We start from the raw sequence: 17030 nt of genomic DNA on the forward strand, positions 1-17030 counted from the left end.
GGACGAGGGGTGGCGGACATGAGGGCGGGGGTGTTCCGCCGTGTTCGTCACGGCGGAACACCCCCGAGGGCTCGCTACCGGCCGCCCGTCAGTCGTGTCTCAGCGCGCTTCAGTGCTGAGGGTGCCGGCCGACGCGGTCGAAGCGCTGGTTGTTCGTCCTGACGGACTTGTCGATCGACGTGCTGTTGTCGATCGTGGTGCTCTTGTCGACCGTGGTGCTGACCTGGGACTCCGAGGTCTGCCCACAGCGGTTGTGGTTGGCCTGCTGCACGTTGGAGAGGTCCGCGGTGCCGCCCTTGCCGCCGTTGGCCGTTGCCCCCTGGTGCTGAGCGCCGTTGGTCGAGCCGGAGCCGCCGCTGCCCGTGCCTCCGGCGCCGAGGCCGCCCGTGCCGGGTCCACCCGAGGCGGGACCGCTGGTGCCGCTGCCGCCCGTGGCGTCCGGGCTGCCGCCGCCGAAGACGCTGCCGCCACCGCCGGCCCCGGCCCCACCGCCGCTGGCGTCACCGCTGGAGGCGTTGCCGCCCGAACCGGTGCCGCCGGCCCCGGAGCCGCCCGTCCCGTCACCGCCCACGCCGACACCGAGGAGGTCCTGGGCCTGCCGCACCACCGCCGTACCACCGGAGGCGTCGACCAGGCTGGCGTTGTACGGGTTGTTGCAGTAGATGTTCGTGTAACCCTCGCCGTGTCCCGAGCCGGCCGTGGCGGCCGAGGCGGTGCCGCAGCCGACACCGATGGTGGTGACGACGAGCGTGGCGGCCGCGGCGACCCGCTTGATGATGCTCACAGGATTCCCCTCCAGTCGACGCCGGCGCACGTATGACCGGCGTACTTTCACTTCGAGTTAACTGCCGACCGGAGGAAGGGTGACGGGTTAAATGTGATGCGTCACCTTTACGGCATTCACCCACCCTTCTTGGGGGCTCCCATCACCTTTGCCGATAACGGAAAGTGACGCAACGTCATGCGGGGAGCGTGACCCTGCGCCCGTACGCGAGCAGCAGGAGTTCCTGGGCGGGGCCCGTCAGCGTCCTGCCCGAACCGTACGACCACTCCAGGTCGGTGGCGCGCAGCTCGACGCCGTCCAGCTTCGCCTTGAAGAAGCGGAGTGTGCGCGGCTGGACGGTCCGGAACACGATCCGCAGGCGCTCCTCGGGAACCCGGCGGCCGAGGCCGAGGGGGACGGTGATGTCCAGGCCGTGGACCACGTCGTGCCCGAGAGCCGCAGGCAGGCCGCCCACCGGGGGCGTCCACGGGTGATGGGCGTTGTCCCGCAGCGCCTGGGCGAGCTCGTGCCGGGACAGGGCGGCGGCGTCCCGGCGCGCGAGGCGGTCCGTCATCGCGTGGAGACTGCCGCCCGCCCGGACGAGTTCCAGCGCCGTCCTGCCGAACGAGTACCGGAAGCCCTGGCTCATGTGGGCGGCGACCTCCCGCACCCGCCACCCCGCGCACAGGGACGGCGCGTTCCACTGGGCCTCGGTCAAACCGTCGAGGACATCGGCGAGTTCACGCCGCTCCGCCGCTATCGCCGTACCGACGTCAACCGTTGCGCTCGTCATGGCCACCAGCCTCGTCCAGCCCCTGCCAGAAGTCCAAGAGCGGGTACTTCTCGTCACTAGAATCTCCGCTTATGGAGCTCCGTCAGCTGAAGTACTTCCTCGCCGTCGTCGAGGAGGCCAACTTCACCCGCGCCGCCGCCCGCCTCCACCTCGCCCAGCCGGGCGTGAGCGCTCAGATCCGGCAGCTGGAACGGGAGCTCGGACAGCCCCTGCTGGACCGCTCCGGCGGCACCGTGACCACGACCGCCGTGGGCGCGGCGGTCCTTCCGTACGCCCGGGCGGCGCTCGCGGCCGTCGAGGGGCTGCGGCAGACGGTGGACGAGTTCACCGGGCTCATACGGGGACAGGTCACCATCGGGCTCGTCTCGGGCGCGGTCGCCGACGGCTTCGACGTGGCCGATGTGCTGGCCGGCTTCCACAAGGACCATCCGCGGGTCGAGATAGCGCTCACCGAGGACACCTCCGAGCGGATGCTCGCGGCCCTGCGCCTCGGCGAACTCGACCTCGCCGTCGTCGGCCTCGCCGGCCGGGAACCCCTGCCGGGCGTCGAACTCCAGGTCGTCATCGACACCCCGCTGGTCGCCGCCATGGCCCCGGACGATCCGCTGCTCGCACCCGCCGGCCGCGCCGCGCTCCCGTTGAACGCGCTCGCCGGCCGCTCCCTGATCAGCCTGCCGCGCGGCACGGGCCTGCGCGGCGTGCTCGAACACGCCTGTGAGCAGGCGGGGTTCGAGCCCCGCATCGCCTTCGAGGGCGCCGCGCCGAAGCTGCTGGCCCGGCTCGCGGCCCGGGGCCTCGGAGTGGCCGTCCTCCCCGAGCTGCCGCCGGAGGCAGCCGCCGAGCTGGGCCTGCGCACCCTCCCCATCACCGACCCGGGCCTCCGCGGCCGGGTCGCCCTGGCCTGGCCGGCGGACGGCCCGGCCGCCCCGGCGGCCAAGGCCCTCCTCGCGCGCCTGCGGGAGGCGTTCCCGCCGGCGCGGTCCGCACCGGCCTGATGGACCCGTCCGTTTCTGCCCGTCCGTGCCGCGCGTTCTACCCGTCCGTGCCGCGCGGGCGCAGTACGAGGGCCGCGAGCAGAGCGGTGAGGGCGAGTCCCGCGGCGGCGACCGCGGCCACGGCCGTGAAGCCGTGGTCGTAGGCGTGCCGGGCGGCCGTCATGACCTGCCGGGCGGCTGTCGCGCCGATACGGTCGGCGACGTCCTCGGCCCCGCCGAAGGACTGCTTCACGGCCGACCGGTCGTCCGGGCCCAGCGTGGGGAGGCCGGGGAGGCCCGTGCGGTAGGCGGCGGCGAGGACGGTGCCGAGCACGGCCACGCCCAGGCCGGCGCCGAGCTCGAAGGACGTCTCCTGGATCGCGGCGGCCTCGCCCGACCGTTCGGGGGAGGCGGCGCCCATGATGGAGTCGGCGCCGAGCGTCATCACGACACCGGCCCCGTAGCCGACGACGAGCATCGTGCCGACGAGGGTGGCGTAGTCGCCGGCGTCGCCGATCAGGGCGAGCAGGGCGAAGGCGGCGGCGCAGCCGGCGAGGGCGCCGGTGAGCGACCAGCGGTTGCCCCAGCGCGCCGAGAGCCAGGGGGCGGTCGCGGCTCCCACCGCGTTGGCGGCGGCCAGGGGCACGAGGGCGAGTCCGGCGCCCAGGGGCGAGTAGCCCCCGACCTGCTGGAGCCACTGGGTGAGGAAGAACAGCAGGGCGACGTAGGAGCCGAAGCAGCTGATGACGCACACGGTCGAGGTGGAGAAGCGGCGGTCGTTGAACAGGGCGACGTCCAGGAGCGGTTCGGCCAGGCGCCGCTGGCGCCGCACGAAGAGCACCAGCAGGCCGGCGCCGACCGCCGCGGTGACGACGACGGAGACGTCGACCGTCAGGTGCTCGCCGGCGCGCTTGAGCGCGTAGACGACGCCCGCCAGGCCCACGACGGACAGGGCCACGCTCGCCAGGTCCCAGCGGCGCGGGGCGGGGTTCTTCGACTCGGGGATGACGCGCGCGCCGACGGCCAGGATGACCAGCACGATGGGGACGTTGACGAGGAAGACGGCCCCCCACCCCCAGCGTTCGGTGACGAGCCCGCCCACCAGCGGTCCCACGGTCGCTCCCACGCTGTGCGCCGCCGTCCAGACGCCGATGGCGACGGCCCGCTCCCGGTCGTCGGTGAAGACGACGCGGATGACGGCGACGGTCGACGCCATGATCATGGCGGCGCCGGCCCCGAGCCCCACGCGCGCGGCGATGAGCTGGGGCGTGGACGCGGAGAACGCGGCTCCGGCGGACGCCAGACCGAAGACGGCGAAACCGCTGAGCACCATGCGCTTGCGGCCGATGCGGTCACCCAGCGTCCCGCACGTCACGAGCAGGGAGGCCAGCGTCAGGGAGTACACGTCGACGATCCACAGCAGTTCCACCGCGCTGGGGTGGAGGTCCCTGGTCATGCTGGGCACGGACACATGGAGCACGGTCAGGTCGATGCCGCAGAGCAGCAGGCTGGTGGAGAGCACGGCCAGGACGGCCCAGCGCCGCGCGGGCGGGAAGGGCTGGTCCGTGGCCATGGGCGGATTCGTACGTGTCGGCGTGTCGCTTCGGGGCATGACGGCACTATGGGCCGCTACTGACGCACAGGACAAGTACGGTCATGAATGTGCCATAGTGCCATTCTGTATACCGAGTTGGGGAGGTGGGCTCCGTGCGGGGCGACATCGAGGACACTCCGGAGTACTGCGACGTCGAGGCGGCGATGGAAGTGCTCGGCGGCCGCTGGAAACTGGCGATCCTGAAGAAACTGCTCGACGGCACCAAGAGGTTCAGCGAGCTCAAGCGCGCGCTGCCGCGGATCACCCAGCGGATGCTCACGCGCCAGCTGCGGGAGTTGGAGGCGGACGGCCTGATCACGCGGACCGTCTACCGTGAGGTGCCGCCGCGCGTCGAGTACACGCTCACCGAGACGGGGCGGAGCCTGGACGCCATCGCGAACCAGCTCGACGCCTGGGGACGCTGGTACCGCGCGACGCGCGGGGAACGGGACGACGCGGAGCCGGCGGTGTCCGCACCCTGAGCCCCGCGTCGTGAGCGTCGTTCGTCTTCCTGCCGGTGGGAAAACGCTGTTCCGGACGGCGAAGCCTTTGCGATCATGGAAAGGAACGCCGGCCCGCAACCCGTGAGGAAACGCCCGTCATGCCTGTTCCCGCCGATCCGACCGTGCTCCATCCGATGCCTGGTCAGCCGCGGGTGGTGCTGCTCAAGCCGCTGGTGAAGTCCCCGCTGATCGAGGTGGGGGAGTACTCCTACTACGACGACCCGGACGACGCGACCGCGTTCGAGACCCGCAACGTGCTCTACCACTACGGGCCGGAGAAGCTGGTCATCGGCAAGTTCTGCGCCGTGGGCACGGGCGTGCGGTTCATCATGAACGGCGCCAACCACCGCATGGACGGCCCCTCCACCTTCCCCTTCCCGACCATGGGCGGCTCCTGGGCCGAGCACTTCGACCTGCTCACCGGTCTCCCGAACCGAGGGGACACGGTCGTGGGCAACGACGTGTGGTTCGGGTACGGCGCGACGGTGATGCCCGGCGTACGGATCGGACACGGCGCGATCATCGGAGCCGGCGCCGTGGTCACCTCGGACGTGCCCGATTACGGGATCGTCGGCGGCAACCCGGCCCGCCTCATCCGCACCCGCTACGGCGCCGAGGACGTCGCCCGCCTGCTGGCGGTGGCCTGGTGGGACTGGCCCGCCGGGCACATCACCGAGCATGTGCGGACGATCATGTCGGGGAGCGTCGACGACCTGGAGGCCGCGGCCCCGGAGGCCGCCTGAGGTCGCCGCCCGGGAGGCCTGCCACAACTGACGTCCGTCGTATCCGGCGCGGGCGCCGGTGCGTCCCCACCAGGCCCCCGCGCCGCAGCGGCACTCATACTTGCTATATTGCGCAACTATGCAATCCGGAATGCCCACGGCAGACCACCGGGCCACCCCGTCGCGCGGTGGCGCGAGGCCCTCGCCCGACCCGGCCGCGTCGCGCCCCCGCGTCCAGGGGGCACGGCGGGTGCCGGCCGCCCGGGACCGGGCGGCCGCGCACGGCAGGAGAGGGAGCAGATCGCGGGCGCGGTCCCGCAGGGCGGCCCTGATCGCCCTGGCCGCCCTGGCGCTGCCGGTGGCCGGGATCGCCGTGGACGGGCCGACCGGTTCCGCGCCCGGCTGGGCCTTCGTGGCCACGGCGGTCGTCGCCGCGGTTCTGGCGGCCATGACCTGCTCGCGGGCGGGCGCCTGGTGGGTGGCGTACGCCCCGCCGCTGGTGGTGGCGTCGATCACGGTGGTCGCCGAGGAGCTGGGCGGCGGCACAGGGGAGAGCCACGGCAAGGGGATCGCGACCGCGGCGGTGCACTGGGCCGTCGACGCCTTCCCGGCGATGGCGGCGGCCGAGGCCGCCCTCCTCGCGGTGCTGGCCGCGCGATGGATCCGGTCCCGGCGGAGCGCGAGGAGGAACGGTGAGTGAAGAGCAGGGCGCCGCGCGGCACGGCGCCGGAACGACCGGTGAGTGGAGGGCCGGCGGCTCCGCCCGCGGCAGGGCGGCCCGGCATCGCGGCGGCGGACGCACGCCCCGTACGCCCCGCACGGTGGTCGCCGGGCGGATCGTCGTCGGCCTCGCCTCCGCCGCCGTCCTGGCGGCCAGCGGCGTCTCCTGGGCCGCGTACCGCTGGGTCACCGACGGCCTGAACACCTCCGACGCCCTCGACAGGGTCAAGCGGAACGCGCCGAGGCATCTCGACAACTCGGTCAACCTGCTGCTGATAGGCCTCGACTCCCGCAAGGACATGAACGGCGACGACCTGCCGAAGGAGTTCGTCCAGGACCAACTGCACGCGGGGTCGAGCGACATCGGGTACTACAACACCAACACCCTGATCCTGATGCACATCCCCGCCGACGGCGGAAAGGTCCAGGCGTTCTCCATCCCCCGGGACGACTACGTCCAGACCTTCAACGGCGACGGCTCGTCCCAGGGACACTTCAAGATCAAGGAGGCGTACTCCAACGCCTACACCGGCGCCCGGGAGCGGCTCTACCGGGAGGGCGCGCGCGGCAGCGACCTGGAGGCACGGAGCCGGGAGGCCGGCCGGGAGGCGACCCTGGCCACCGTGCAGAAATTCCTCGGGGTGCCGGTCGACCACTTCGCCGAGGTCAACCTGCTGGGCTTCTACGACATCGCCAAGGTGCTCCAGCCGGTCCAGGTCTGCCTGAAGCACCCGGTGCGCGACCGCTACTCCGGCGCCGACTTCCCCGCCGGCCTCCAGGAGCTGAACCCCAAACAGGCGCTGGCCTTCGTTCGCCAGCGGCACGGGCTGGACGGCGGCGACCTGGACCGGACCCACCGGCAGCAGGCGTTCCTCTCCTCCGTCACCCACAAGCTCAAGACGCAGGGCGTCTTCGACGACCTGGGCAAGCTGCGGGGCCTGTTCGGGGTGGTGAAGAAGGACCTGGTGGTCGACAGCAAACTGAACGTGATCGACTTCGCCCGGCAGGCCGGCAACCTCACCGGTGGCAACGTCGAGTTCAACACCCTGCCGACGGAAGGGCCTGCCACGCGCAACCGCGAGGAGGTGGAGCTGGTCGACCAGGGCAAGATCCGGGCCCTGGTGCAGGCGAAGATCGGCGGGTCCACTTCGTCCCCATCCCCATCCACATCCCCGTCCTCGTCCTCGTCCCCATCTCCGTCCCGGTCCTCGTCCCCGTCCTCGGGACCGGCGGCTTCCCCCTCCGGCCCGGCGGCGTCGGCGCCGGACGGCGGCTTCGCGGGCGAGTCGGTGAAGGAGGGCGGTATTCCCTGCGTCAACTGACGCGCCGTGGGCCGAGCGGGAGTCGGCGCATCCACCTCCGGGCATGAGCTGCCGGGCCCGGAGCCCACCCTGAGAGGACGTCAGGGCCGGGCCCCGGCCCGGGATCAGGGGTGCGTCAGGGGTGGATCGGGGGCGTTACCGGATGCCGGGGCGGGCCGGGTGCCGGAATCATGATCGTCATGACTTCGACCTTCCTCTCCCGCCGGGCCCTCGTGGGCGCCGCACTGACCGCCGCTCTTCTCGCCGGTGCCGCCGCCCCCGCGGCGTTCGCGGCCGCGCCGCCGTCCAAGGCATCCTCGGTGGCCGATCCGGCGGCGTCCGCCGTGCCGCCGCTCGACACGGCGGCCCTGCGCGCGGCCATCTCCGACCTGGACCACCCGCAGGCGACGGCCGCGCAGCTGAGGGTCGGCGGCACGGCCGGCCAGTGGTACGGCACGGCGGGCGTGGCGGACAGAAGGACGGGCGCGCCGGTCCGGGCGAACGACACCTTCCGGGCGGGCAGCATCACGAAGGTCTTCGTCGCGACGGTGGTGCTCCAGCTGTCGGCGGAGGGCCGGGTGGACCTGGACAAGCCGATCCAGGACTACCTGCCGGGCCTGCTCCCCAAGAGCTACGCGCCCATCAAGGTCTCGCAGCTCCTCAACCACACCAGCGGCCTGCCGGACGAGAGCGACACGGGCACCCCGAGGGACACCCCGGAGCGGATCCTGGAGCACCGCTACGACCGGTGGACGCCCAAGAAGATCGTGGCCACCCTGCCCGGCGGCCCGATGAAGTTCACGCCGGGCACGAAGCAGGAGTACCGGGGCATGAACTATGTCCTGGCGGCCATGCTGATCGAGAAGGTGACGGGCAAGCCGTACGCCAAGGCGATCGGTGAGCGCGTCCTGCGCCCGCTGGGCCTCCACCGCACCTCCTTCCCGGGCGACGACCCGAAGATCCACGGCCCGCACGTCCACGGATACCTGGCGATGTCGGACGGCACGCTGAAGGACGCGACGGAGTACGACCAGTCCGAGGCCTGGGGCGAGGGCGAGCTGATCTCCACGACGGGCGACCTGGAGCGCTTCATCACGGCGCTGTTCACCCCCGGCAGGCTGCTGCCCAAGGCGACGCTGGACAAGATGTTCGCGCTGCCGGGCGCCGATGTGCGGATGGTGGACGGATCCCCGGCCTCCTACAGCATGGGTCTCCAGACCGTGACGATGAACGGTGTGACCCTGTGGGGCAAGACGGGGGAGCGGTACGGCTACAACTCGGCGGTGGTCGCGACGCGGGACCTCCGGCGCACGGCGGTGTACTCCTGGACCCCCACGCACCGGGACAAGACCCAGATGGCGATGGTGCTGCGCATAGCGGACGCGGTCACCGAGCCGGCGCCGCGTCCGGCCGGTCAGGCGGTCAGCGCGGGGTAGTCGGTGTATCCGGTGGCCCCTCCCACGTACATCGTGTACTTCTCACGCACCGGGTTGAGGGGCGCTCCGGTGCGCAGTCGGGCGACGAGGTCGGGGTTGGCGATGAACGCGCGGCCCAGCGAGACCAGGTCGGCTCCCGCGGCCAGCAGGCGTTCCCCGGCGGCCAGTCCGCCGTCGGCGGGCAGCGGGTCCGGCCATCCCAGGGCGGGGTTGGCCATGAGGGTGCCGGGCCAGAGGTCGCGGAGGGTGGTGAAGAGGGTGTCGGCGGGGTCGGCGAACTCGATGTGCAGATAGGCCGGGGCGATGTCCGCCAGGGCGTCGACGAGCGCCGGGTAGAGCTGCTTGGTGTCGCCTTCCTCGATGCCGTTGACGGTGTTGGCCGGGGAGATCCGCACGCCCACCCTGTCGGGGCCTATCGCGTCGGCCACGGCGCGGGTCACCTCCACCGCGAAGCGGATGCGGTTCGCCACCGTGCCGCCGTAGGCGTCCGTGCGGTGGTTGGTGTTGCGCGCCATGAACTGGTGGAGGAGCTGACCGTTGGCGGCGTGCACCTCCACCCCGTCGAAGCCCGCCGCCATGGCGTTGCGGGCGGCCCGGGCGAAGTCGGCCACCGTGGACCGGATGTCCTGTGCGGTCATCTCGCGCGGCACGACGGAGGGCCGGCGGCCGTCGGGGGTGTGGATCGTCTCGGGCAGCGGGACGGGGGAGGGGGCGAGCGGCACCAGCCCGCTGTTGAGCGGGTGGCCGACCCGGCCTCCGTGCTGGAGCTGGAGGAACATCCTCCCGCCTGCCGAGCGCACCGCCTCGGTCACGTGCCGCCATCCGGCCACATGGGCCTCGTTGTGGATCGCGGGGATGTTGGGGTACGTGCGGCCCACGGCGTTCGGCGTGGTGCCCTCGGCGATGATCAGGCCTGCCGAGGCCCGCTGGGCGTAGTAGGTGGCCATCAGGGCCCCGGGGACACCGTCGGCTCCGGCCCGGTTCCTGGTGAGCGGTGCCATGACCAGGCGGTTGGTCAGGTGGAGCGGGCCGAGGCGGGTGGGCTGGAAGAGGGCGGGGCGTACGGTCGTCTGCGTCATGCCCGTACGGTAGGAACTGACACCGGTGTCAGGTTCAAGTCCGGGCGGGCGTGCCCGGACGCCATGGGGCGAGGGGGAACGGTGCGGATCGGGGAACTGGCCGAGCGCACGGGAGTGAGCGAACGCTCGCTGCGCTACTACGAGAAGCAGGGCCTGCTGACCGCCGAGCGCACGCCCGGTGGCCACCGCGAGTTCGGCGAGTGGGCCGTCGACCGGGTCATCCGCGTTCAGGCCCTCTTCGCCGCCGGCCTGAACAGCGCGAAGATCGGCGAACTGCTCCCCTGTATGCGCGACGTGGACGGCGGGCCGTCCGCGCTGGCGACCGAGCGGCTCGTCGGCGAGCTCGCCAGGGAGCGCGAGCGGATAGACCGGCTGATCATGGATCTGGTCCGTTCCCGGGACGTCCTGGACGAGGCGATCGACCTGGCCTCCCGGTCGCGGGCGTGAGCCGTGTCTCACCGCGCCCGGGCCACTTGCCTATGAAACGAGTTGCATAGAGGATCCGCGGTATGGCGCTCGAGCACGCGATCCTCGTCTCTCTGCTGGAGAAGCCGGGTTCCGGCTATGAGCTCGCCCGGCGATTCGACCGGTCCATCGGCTACTTCTGGACCGCCACCCACCAGCAGATCTACCGCGTCCTCAAACGGATGGAGGGCGACGGCTGGGTCGATGTCCATGAGGTGGCACAGCAGGGCAAGCCGGACAAGAAGCACTATTCGGTGGCCGCTGCCGGGCGGGCCGTCCTCTCCGACTGGCTCCACGAGCCCATCGAACCCGAGAGCGTCCGGCACGACCTCGCCGTGAAGATCCGGGGCGCCGCCTTCGACGACCCGGCCGCCCTGATCCGCCAGGTCGAGCGGTACCACCAGGTGCACTCCGAACGGCTGACGCACTACCTCGCGGGCGAGCTGCGCGATTTCACCGGGCCCGACGCGCCCGCCGCATCCGGACCGGACGCGATGCGGGAGCTCCAGCACGTCGTGCTGCGAGGTGGCATCGCGTACGAGCGGATGACCCTCGCCTGGCTCGACGACGTCCTCGCCACCCTCCACCGCATCCAGGCGACACGCGCCACCGGATCGCGGGCCGGCGAACGCCCCAGCCCCTGACCTACCGAACCGTTCCCCCCGACTCCGAGCCGGAAAGGCGGACAACCATGGCCGACCCGCTTCTCTTCAACCCGCGCACCTACGACCCCGCGCACTTCGACCCCGAGACCCGCAGGCTGCTGCGCGCCACCGTCGACTGGTTCGAGACCCGCGGCAAGCGCAAGCTCATCGAGGACTACCGCTCCCGCGCCTGGCTGGCCGACTTCCTCGAATTCTCCACCAAGGAAGGCCTGTTCGCGACGTTCCTCACCCCCGCCGCGGCCGCCGCCGGCGCCGAGGACAAGCGCTGGGACACCGCCCGCATCGCCGCCCTCAACGAGATATTCGGCTTCTACGGGCTCGACTACTGGTACGCCTGGCAGGTCACCATCCTCGGCCTCGGCCCCGTCTGGCAGAGCGACAACGCCGCCGCCCGCACCCGCGCCGCCGAACTGCTCGACCAGGGCGAGGTGTTCGCCTTCGGCCTGTCGGAGAAGACCCACGGCGCCGACATCTACTCGACCGACATGCTGCTGGAGCCCGACGGTGACGGCGGCTTCCGGGCCACCGGTTCCAAGTACTACATCGGCAACGGCAACGCCGCCGGCCTCGTCTCCGTCTTCGGCCGCCGCACCGACGTCGAGGGCCCCGACGGCTATGTCTTCTTCGCCGCCGACAGCCGCCACGAGGCCTACCACCTCGTCAAGAACGTGGTCGACTCCTCGAAGTACGTCAGCGAATTCCGCCTCGAGAACTACCCCGTCGCCGCCGACGACGTCCTCCACACCGGCAAGGCCGCCTTCGACGCGGCGCTGAACACCGTCAACGTGGGCAAGTTCAACCTCTGCACCGCCTCCATCGGCATCTGCGAGCACGCGATGTACGAGGCCGTCACCCACGCCCACAACCGCATCCTCTACGGCCGTCCCGTCACCGCCTTCCCGCACGTGCGCCGCGAGCTGACCGACGCCTACGTCCGGCTCGTCGGCATGAAGCTCTTCAGCGACCGCGCCGTCGACTACTTCCGCACCGCCGGCCCCGACGACCGCCGCTACCTCCTCTTCAACCCCATGACGAAGATGAAGGTGACGACCGAGGGCGAGAAGGTCATCGACCTCATGTGGGACGTCATCGCCGCCAAGGGCTTCGAGAAGGACACCTACTTCGCCCAGGCCGCCAGCGAGATCCGCGGCCTGCCGAAGCTCGAGGGCACGGTCCACGTCAACCTCGCGCTCATCCTGAAGTTCATGCGCAACCACCTTCTGGCCCCCGCCGACTACCCGGCCGTGCCGACCCGGCTCGACGCGGCCGACGACACCTTCCTCTTCCGGCAGGGGCCGGCCCGGGGCCTTGGCTCGGTGCGCTTCCACGACTGGCGCGCCGCCTACGACGCGTACGCCCACCTGCCGAACGTGGCCCGCTTCCGGGAGCAGGCCGACGCCCTGTGCGCGTTCGTCACCACGGCCGCCCCCGGCGAGGAGCAGAGCCGCGACCTCGACCTGCTCCTGGCCGTCGGCCAGCTCTTCGCCCTGGTCGTCCACGGCCAGCTGATCCTTGAGCAGGCCGCCCTCACCGGGACCGAGGAGGACGTCCTGGACGAGCTGTTCGCCGTCCTCGTCCGCGACTACTCCGCCCACGCCGTCGAGCTGCACGGCAAGGACTCCGCCACCGAGGAGCAGCAGGACTGGGCCCTCGGCGCGGTCCGCCGCCCGGTCGTCGACGCGGACCGCTCGGCACGCGTCTGGGAGCGCGTCGAAGCGCTGTCGGGCGCGTACGAGATGGCCCCGTAACCCGTAACCCGTAAGGCGTAACCCGTAAGGCGTGCGCGAGCCGGGGGAAGCGGCACGGCTTCCCCCGGCCGCTGTGGGCCGTCACACCCCCAGCGTGGCGCGCAACAGCGCCTTGTCGGGCTTGCCCGCCGACGTCAGCGGGATGTCGGGCAGAACATGGAGCGCCTCGGGCGCGTACATGCGGCCCTTCCGGTCGGTGACGAAGGCACGGATCTCGTCCAGACCGGGGGAGTGACCGGGCGCCGGGACGACGGCGGCGTGGACGTGCTCCACCGACTCCTCGTCCCGGGTGCCGAAGACCGCGCACCGGGCGACGGCCGGGTGGGACAGGAGCAGCTCCTCCAGCTCCGTGGGGTAGACGTGGCCGCCGACCACGATGACGATGTCCTTGAGGCGGTCGACGACGAACAGATAGCCGTCCTCGTCGAGATAGCCGATGTCCCCGGTGCGCAGCCAGCCGTCCCGCAGGACCTCGGCGGTGAGCCCGGGCTGCTTCCAGTAGCCGGGCATGATCCCCGGGGACCGCACCTGCACCTCGCCCTCCTCGCCCGCCGGGAGGGTCCGGCCGTCGCCGTCGCGGACGGCCACCTCGACCCAGGGCAGTGGCCGGCCGGCGGTGATCCGGCCGCCGCGCCCGGTCACCGCGTGGTCGGGCGGGCGCGCCTCGGCGATGGCGGGGACCTCCGTCTGGCCGTACCAGCCGTAGAGGATCGGCCCGAAGACGTCGATGGCCCGGCGCAGACGGACGGCCGAGGCGGGGGAGCCGCCATAGGTGATCCGGCCGAGGCTCGACAGATCGGCCTTGGCCAGCCCCGGGTCGTCGAGCAGCCGGTACAGAAGCGGCGGCAGCAGCCACATGTGGGTGATCCGCTCGCGCTCGATCGTCGTGAGGACGTCGCCCGGGTCGAAGGCGCGCCGCAGGACGGCTGAGCCGCCGTGCATCAGGGCGCTGTCGGTGAGCGGGCCGGAGAGCCGGGCGAGCGGGGTGCAGGCGAGGTAGCGGGGCGGGTCGCCCGCGCCGGGGACCGGGTGCTCCAGCCCCTGGCGGTACGGGCCGTGAGTGGCGGGGACGCCCTTGGGGATGCCGGTGGTGCCGCCCGTGAACGTGATGGACATGTCGTCCTCGGGCGCGACCCCGGACGTGAACGGTGCCGGTGCGCGCCGGGAGGCCGCCGCCAGGACGTCCTCGCCGAAGGGGCTGGCGCCCAGGCCGAGCAGGGCGGGGACGCCGTCCGGTCCGGTGATGGACAGCAGCTCCTCGGCCGCCGCGTGTCTGGTGCCGTCGACGAGCAGCAGCGTGGTGTCCACGACGCCCGCGATCCGGGCGAGCACCGCGGGGGCCATGCCCTCGTAGAGGTGGACCACCCGGGCGCCCGCGAGGTGCGCCGCGTAGCGCGCGACGAGCGATTCCGGGGTGTTGCCGGTGAGCAGGGACACGGTCGCGCCCCGGCCGACGCCCCGTTCGGCCAGCTCCCGCGCCAGCCGGTACGTGCTGTCGCGCAGCGCGCCGGCGGTGACGCGCCGCCCGTCGGCCGCCACCAGGGCGGTCCGGTCCGGGGTGCGCGCCAGCACGTCGAGGATCGCCGTGGGGTAGCAGACGAATGGGGCGGGACGGTGTTCGCTCATGTACGGCTCCCCTCGGAGGAGTTGCCCGTCCAGTCTGCCCTCGGGCCGACGGGCCCGACAGGGAGTCCACGACGATGTCCCCTCCAGGGCTTACCGCCCGATTGTCCCGGCCGGCTCCGGGAAGTCCCGCAGCGTCTGCCCGTGCTGATGCCGATCTCCTCGTAGTGCCGCAGAGTCCGGGCCGTCAGCCCCGGCATCCGGGCGATCTCCGCGATCGGCCAGGCCGTTCCGTCGCCCCCTCATGAACGCCCCCTGTGGGGCGGAGGCGTTCTCCGTCCCTGATGAGAACGGTAGAAGCTGCCGTTGCGGCAGCTTCGAGTCCGGGTTCACGGTAGGCACCCTTGCGGGGGATCCCGGCGTGTAGTCGGCTACCCCACATGACGAAGAGGAGCACCATCGCTCTGGTCGCCGCGCTGGTCGCGGGATTTCTCATGACGGGCGTGCCGCATCCGCGCGCGGACGCCGCCGGACCGGGCTCCGGCAGCGCGTTCCCACCGGCCGGACCGCTCCCGGCACTAGGAGTCGACCTGGACACGGTGACGATCCCGGAGCTTCAGGCCCGTATGGCGGACGGCGCGCTGACCTCGTCCGCGCTGACCGCCGCCTACCTGCGGCGCATCGAAGCCGTCAACCCCAGGATCAACGCGGTCCTGCGCACCGGCCCGGAAGCCCTCCGGCAGGCGGCCGCCAGCGACGCCAGACACCGGCGCGGCGAGATCCGCGGCCCGCTCGACGGCATTCCCGTTCTGCTCAAGGACAACGTGGACACCCGCGACATGCCGACCACGGCCGGGTCCCTGGCACTGGCCGGACGCCCGCCGCGCGCCGACGCCGAGCTGGTGACCCGGTTGCGTGACGCGGGGGCGGTGACCCTCGGCAAGACCAACCTGTCCGAATGGGCCAACTTCCGTGCGACGAGACCGACATCAGGGTGGTCGGCGGTGGGAGGACAGACCCGCAACCCGTACGTCCTGGACCGCAACCCGTGCGGATCGTCCTCCGGCTCGGCCGCCGCGCTCGCCGCCTCGCTGGCGCAGGTGGCCATCGGCACCGAGACCGACGGCTCCATCGTCTGCCCCGCCGGGATGAACGGGGTGGTGGGCCACAAACCCAGCCTCGGAATGGTCAGCCAGACGGGCGTGGTGCCGATCTCGGCCGAGCAGGACACCGCCGGGCCCATGGCCCGCAACGTGACGGACGCGGCGCTGACCCTCGCCGTCCTCAGCGGCGACACCACCCTTCTCGGCCTCCCGGACGAGGCGGCGCGTGCGGGCGGGCTGCGCGGCAAACGCGTCGGCCTGTGGCGGCTGCCCGCGCTCGGGCCGCAGGTGGACGCCGTGATGACCCGCACGGCGGAGAGGCTCCGCGGCGCGGGAGCGGTGGTCGTCGACGTGACACCGCCGTACCAGCAGCGGCTCGCCGAGCTCGAGTTCCCGGCGCTGCTGAGCGAGTTCCGCCGGGACATCGACGCCTACCTCGCCACGCGCGACGGTCCGCGCGACCTCGCCGCACTGATCGAGTTCAACCGCGCCCACCCCGCGGAGCGCACCTGCTTCGCCGGCCAGGAACTCTTCGAGCAGGCCCTCACCGCGCCCGCCACCACCGACCCGGCGTACCGGGCCAAGCGCGCCGAGCTGAGGACCCTGTCCCGGCGCTCCATCGACGAGACCATGGCCGCCCACCGGCTCGACGCCATCGCCGCACCGACGAACCCGCCCGCCTGGACCACCGACTGCGCGCGGGGCGACAACGACGTCATCCCGTCCTCCACCCCCGCCGCCGTGGCCGGCTATCCCTCACTGTCGGTGCCCGCCGGATTCGTGAACGAGCTGCCTGTGGGAGTGCTGCTGACGGCCGGCGACCACCAGGACGCCGAGCTGCTGGCGCTGGGGGCCGCGGTGGAGCACCGGCTGAACGCGTGGCGGGCGCCGCGCTATCTGCCGTCGGTGGGGACCACCGGGGCTCCGTGACCGGGAGATCGTTGTTCACGAACGGCCGAACGGCCGTTCCTCAACGTCCCCTGAATCGTGGCGGAGTTGACGGGGGTGTGCGCTATGGTGGAAGAGCAGAACGCACCCCGGTCGTCGCGGCCGGGCGTATCCGAGCGGGGGGAAGAAAGGTGCGTGCCCGGTGTTCATCGGGCTGCTGTCTGCCATCAGCGCTTCCTTATACGTGGTGATCGTCGCGACCCTCGCGTTGACCGCGACCTTCGCGCGACGTGAGACGTTGCGGAGCGAAGCGCGATCCACCCTGGCCGTGCTCATGCTCGTCCGCGAGGCGGAGCGGGTGCCGGGGCTGCCTCCGGGCCAGGGACGACAGGGTCCCGTGTCCGACGGGTCGGTGCCGCACTGATGAGTGGGTCGTCCGCGGCGGGGTGTCGGTGGCCGCGATGCGGCGCGGCCGCGCTCAGTGGACGATCGGCACGATCTGACAGACCGCTTCCGCCGGTCGGCGGTCGCCGTCAACGCGGGCACGAGCCAGGGCGGCGTCCCAGTCGGCGGACGCCAGGCCGCGCAGCGTGGCCGTCAGCGCGGCCTGCTCAGGGGCGAACGAAGACCGGGCATCGATCGGGGCGCCGAGCCAGGAATGACCGGGCACGTCATTGAGCTGGGAGTCCATGGCTCAAGCCTGCCGACCGAAT

18 protein-coding genes are annotated in these 17030 nt (G+C 72.2%); 11 read left to right on the top strand and 7 right to left on the bottom strand.

Features of this window, described 5'->3' with window-relative positions; genetic code table 11:
* Positions 1-109 precede the first annotated feature (109 nt).
* On the bottom strand, positions 110-784 hold the full coding sequence (locus K6I33_RS00640) for a hypothetical protein (protein ID WP_229347158.1): 675 nt from the start codon (positions 782-784) through the stop codon (positions 110-112).
* Between the two features lie 175 nt (positions 785-959).
* Positions 960-1556 carry a maleylpyruvate isomerase family mycothiol-dependent enzyme gene (locus tag K6I33_RS00645; protein ID WP_229347160.1) on the bottom strand — a complete coding sequence of 199 codons (597 nt, stop codon included), beginning with the start codon at positions 1554-1556 and terminating at the stop codon, positions 960-962.
* 71 nt (positions 1557-1627) lie between these two features.
* Between K6I33_RS00645 and K6I33_RS00650 the strand changes: the two genes are divergently transcribed.
* Positions 1628-2551 (top strand): LysR family transcriptional regulator, encoded by a 924-nt coding sequence (locus K6I33_RS00650; RefSeq protein WP_229347171.1) that lies wholly within the window; start codon positions 1628-1630, stop codon positions 2549-2551.
* Between the two features lie 37 nt (positions 2552-2588).
* On the opposite strand, the gene K6I33_RS00655 is transcribed toward K6I33_RS00650, so the two are convergent.
* Positions 2589-4103: an MFS transporter gene (locus tag K6I33_RS00655; RefSeq protein WP_229347180.1), complete on the bottom strand. Its 1515-nt coding sequence runs from the start codon at positions 4101-4103 to the stop codon at positions 2589-2591.
* 134 nt (positions 4104-4237) lie between these two features.
* Here K6I33_RS00655 and K6I33_RS00660 point away from each other — a divergent pair, with 134 nt between their 5' ends.
* From K6I33_RS00660 to K6I33_RS00680, 5 genes are all read left to right on the top strand, one after another.
* On the top strand, positions 4238-4606 hold the full coding sequence (locus K6I33_RS00660; RefSeq protein WP_229347182.1) for a helix-turn-helix domain-containing protein: 369 nt from the start codon (positions 4238-4240) through the stop codon (positions 4604-4606).
* Between the two features lie 119 nt (positions 4607-4725).
* Complete coding sequence (locus K6I33_RS00665) at positions 4726-5370, top strand: CatB-related O-acetyltransferase (protein WP_229347184.1); 645 nt, start codon at positions 4726-4728, stop codon at positions 5368-5370.
* A 130-nt stretch (positions 5371-5500) separates the two neighbouring features.
* Positions 5501-6049: a DUF6542 domain-containing protein gene (locus K6I33_RS00670; RefSeq protein ID WP_229347186.1), complete on the top strand. Its 549-nt coding sequence runs from the start codon at positions 5501-5503 to the stop codon at positions 6047-6049.
* On the top strand, positions 6042-7391 hold the full coding sequence (locus K6I33_RS00675; protein ID WP_229347188.1) for an LCP family protein: 1350 nt from the start codon (positions 6042-6044) through the stop codon (positions 7389-7391). Before K6I33_RS00670 ends, K6I33_RS00675 begins: the two co-directional genes overlap by 8 nt.
* 179 nt (positions 7392-7570) lie before the next feature.
* Positions 7571-8806, top strand: coding sequence for a serine hydrolase (locus K6I33_RS00680; protein ID WP_229347191.1), 1236 nt, complete (start codon positions 7571-7573; stop codon positions 8804-8806).
* Here the strand turns inward: K6I33_RS00680 and K6I33_RS00685 are convergent.
* Positions 8785-9885 carry an alkene reductase gene (locus tag K6I33_RS00685; RefSeq protein WP_229347193.1) on the bottom strand — a complete coding sequence of 367 codons (1101 nt, stop codon included), beginning with the start codon at positions 9883-9885 and terminating at the stop codon, positions 8785-8787. The genes K6I33_RS00680 and K6I33_RS00685 overlap by 22 nt on opposite strands.
* A gap of 81 nt (positions 9886-9966) precedes the next feature.
* Between K6I33_RS00685 and K6I33_RS00690 the strand changes: the two genes are divergently transcribed.
* From K6I33_RS00690 to K6I33_RS00700, 3 genes are all read left to right on the top strand, one after another.
* A complete protein-coding gene (locus K6I33_RS00690) occupies positions 9967-10332 on the top strand; it encodes a MerR family transcriptional regulator (RefSeq protein ID WP_229347195.1) in 366 nt (121 codons plus the stop codon).
* A gap of 62 nt (positions 10333-10394) precedes the next feature.
* Entirely contained in the window at positions 10395-10994 is a 600-nt protein-coding gene (locus K6I33_RS00695; RefSeq protein WP_229347205.1) for a PadR family transcriptional regulator, read from the top strand.
* A 47-nt stretch (positions 10995-11041) separates the two neighbouring features.
* A complete protein-coding gene (locus tag K6I33_RS00700; protein WP_229347207.1) occupies positions 11042-12763 on the top strand; it encodes an acyl-CoA dehydrogenase family protein in 1722 nt (573 codons plus the stop codon).
* 81 nt (positions 12764-12844) lie between these two features.
* On the opposite strand, the gene K6I33_RS00705 is transcribed toward K6I33_RS00700, so the two are convergent.
* Positions 12845-14389, bottom strand: a complete 1545-nt coding sequence (locus tag K6I33_RS00705; protein WP_229347217.1) for an AMP-binding protein — start codon at positions 14387-14389, stop codon at positions 12845-12847.
* Positions 14386-14586: a hypothetical protein gene (locus tag K6I33_RS36520; protein ID WP_374282816.1), complete on the bottom strand. Its 201-nt coding sequence runs from the start codon at positions 14584-14586 to the stop codon at positions 14386-14388. The genes K6I33_RS00705 and K6I33_RS36520 overlap by 4 nt, the downstream gene beginning before the upstream one ends.
* A 180-nt stretch (positions 14587-14766) precedes the next feature.
* On the opposite strand from K6I33_RS36520, the gene K6I33_RS00710 reads away from it, so the two are divergent.
* Both K6I33_RS00710 and K6I33_RS00715 read left to right on the top strand, forming a co-directional pair.
* A complete protein-coding gene (locus K6I33_RS00710) occupies positions 14767-16359 on the top strand; it encodes an amidase family protein (protein ID WP_229347219.1) in 1593 nt (530 codons plus the stop codon).
* Positions 16360-16519: 160 nt separating this feature from the next.
* Positions 16520-16741 carry a hypothetical protein gene (locus K6I33_RS00715; RefSeq protein ID WP_229347221.1) on the top strand — a complete coding sequence of 74 codons (222 nt, stop codon included), beginning with the start codon at positions 16520-16522 and terminating at the stop codon, positions 16739-16741.
* A 54-nt stretch (positions 16742-16795) separates the two neighbouring features.
* On the opposite strand, the gene K6I33_RS00720 is transcribed toward K6I33_RS00715, so the two are convergent.
* Positions 16796-17008, bottom strand: coding sequence for a hypothetical protein (locus tag K6I33_RS00720; protein WP_229347319.1), 213 nt, complete (start codon positions 17006-17008; stop codon positions 16796-16798).
* Positions 17009-17030 lie beyond the last annotated feature (22 nt).

Source organism: Streptomyces sp. UNOB3_S3 (assembly GCF_020740895.1).
In the GTDB taxonomy this organism is placed as follows: domain Bacteria; phylum Actinomycetota; class Actinomycetes; order Streptomycetales; family Streptomycetaceae; genus Streptomyces.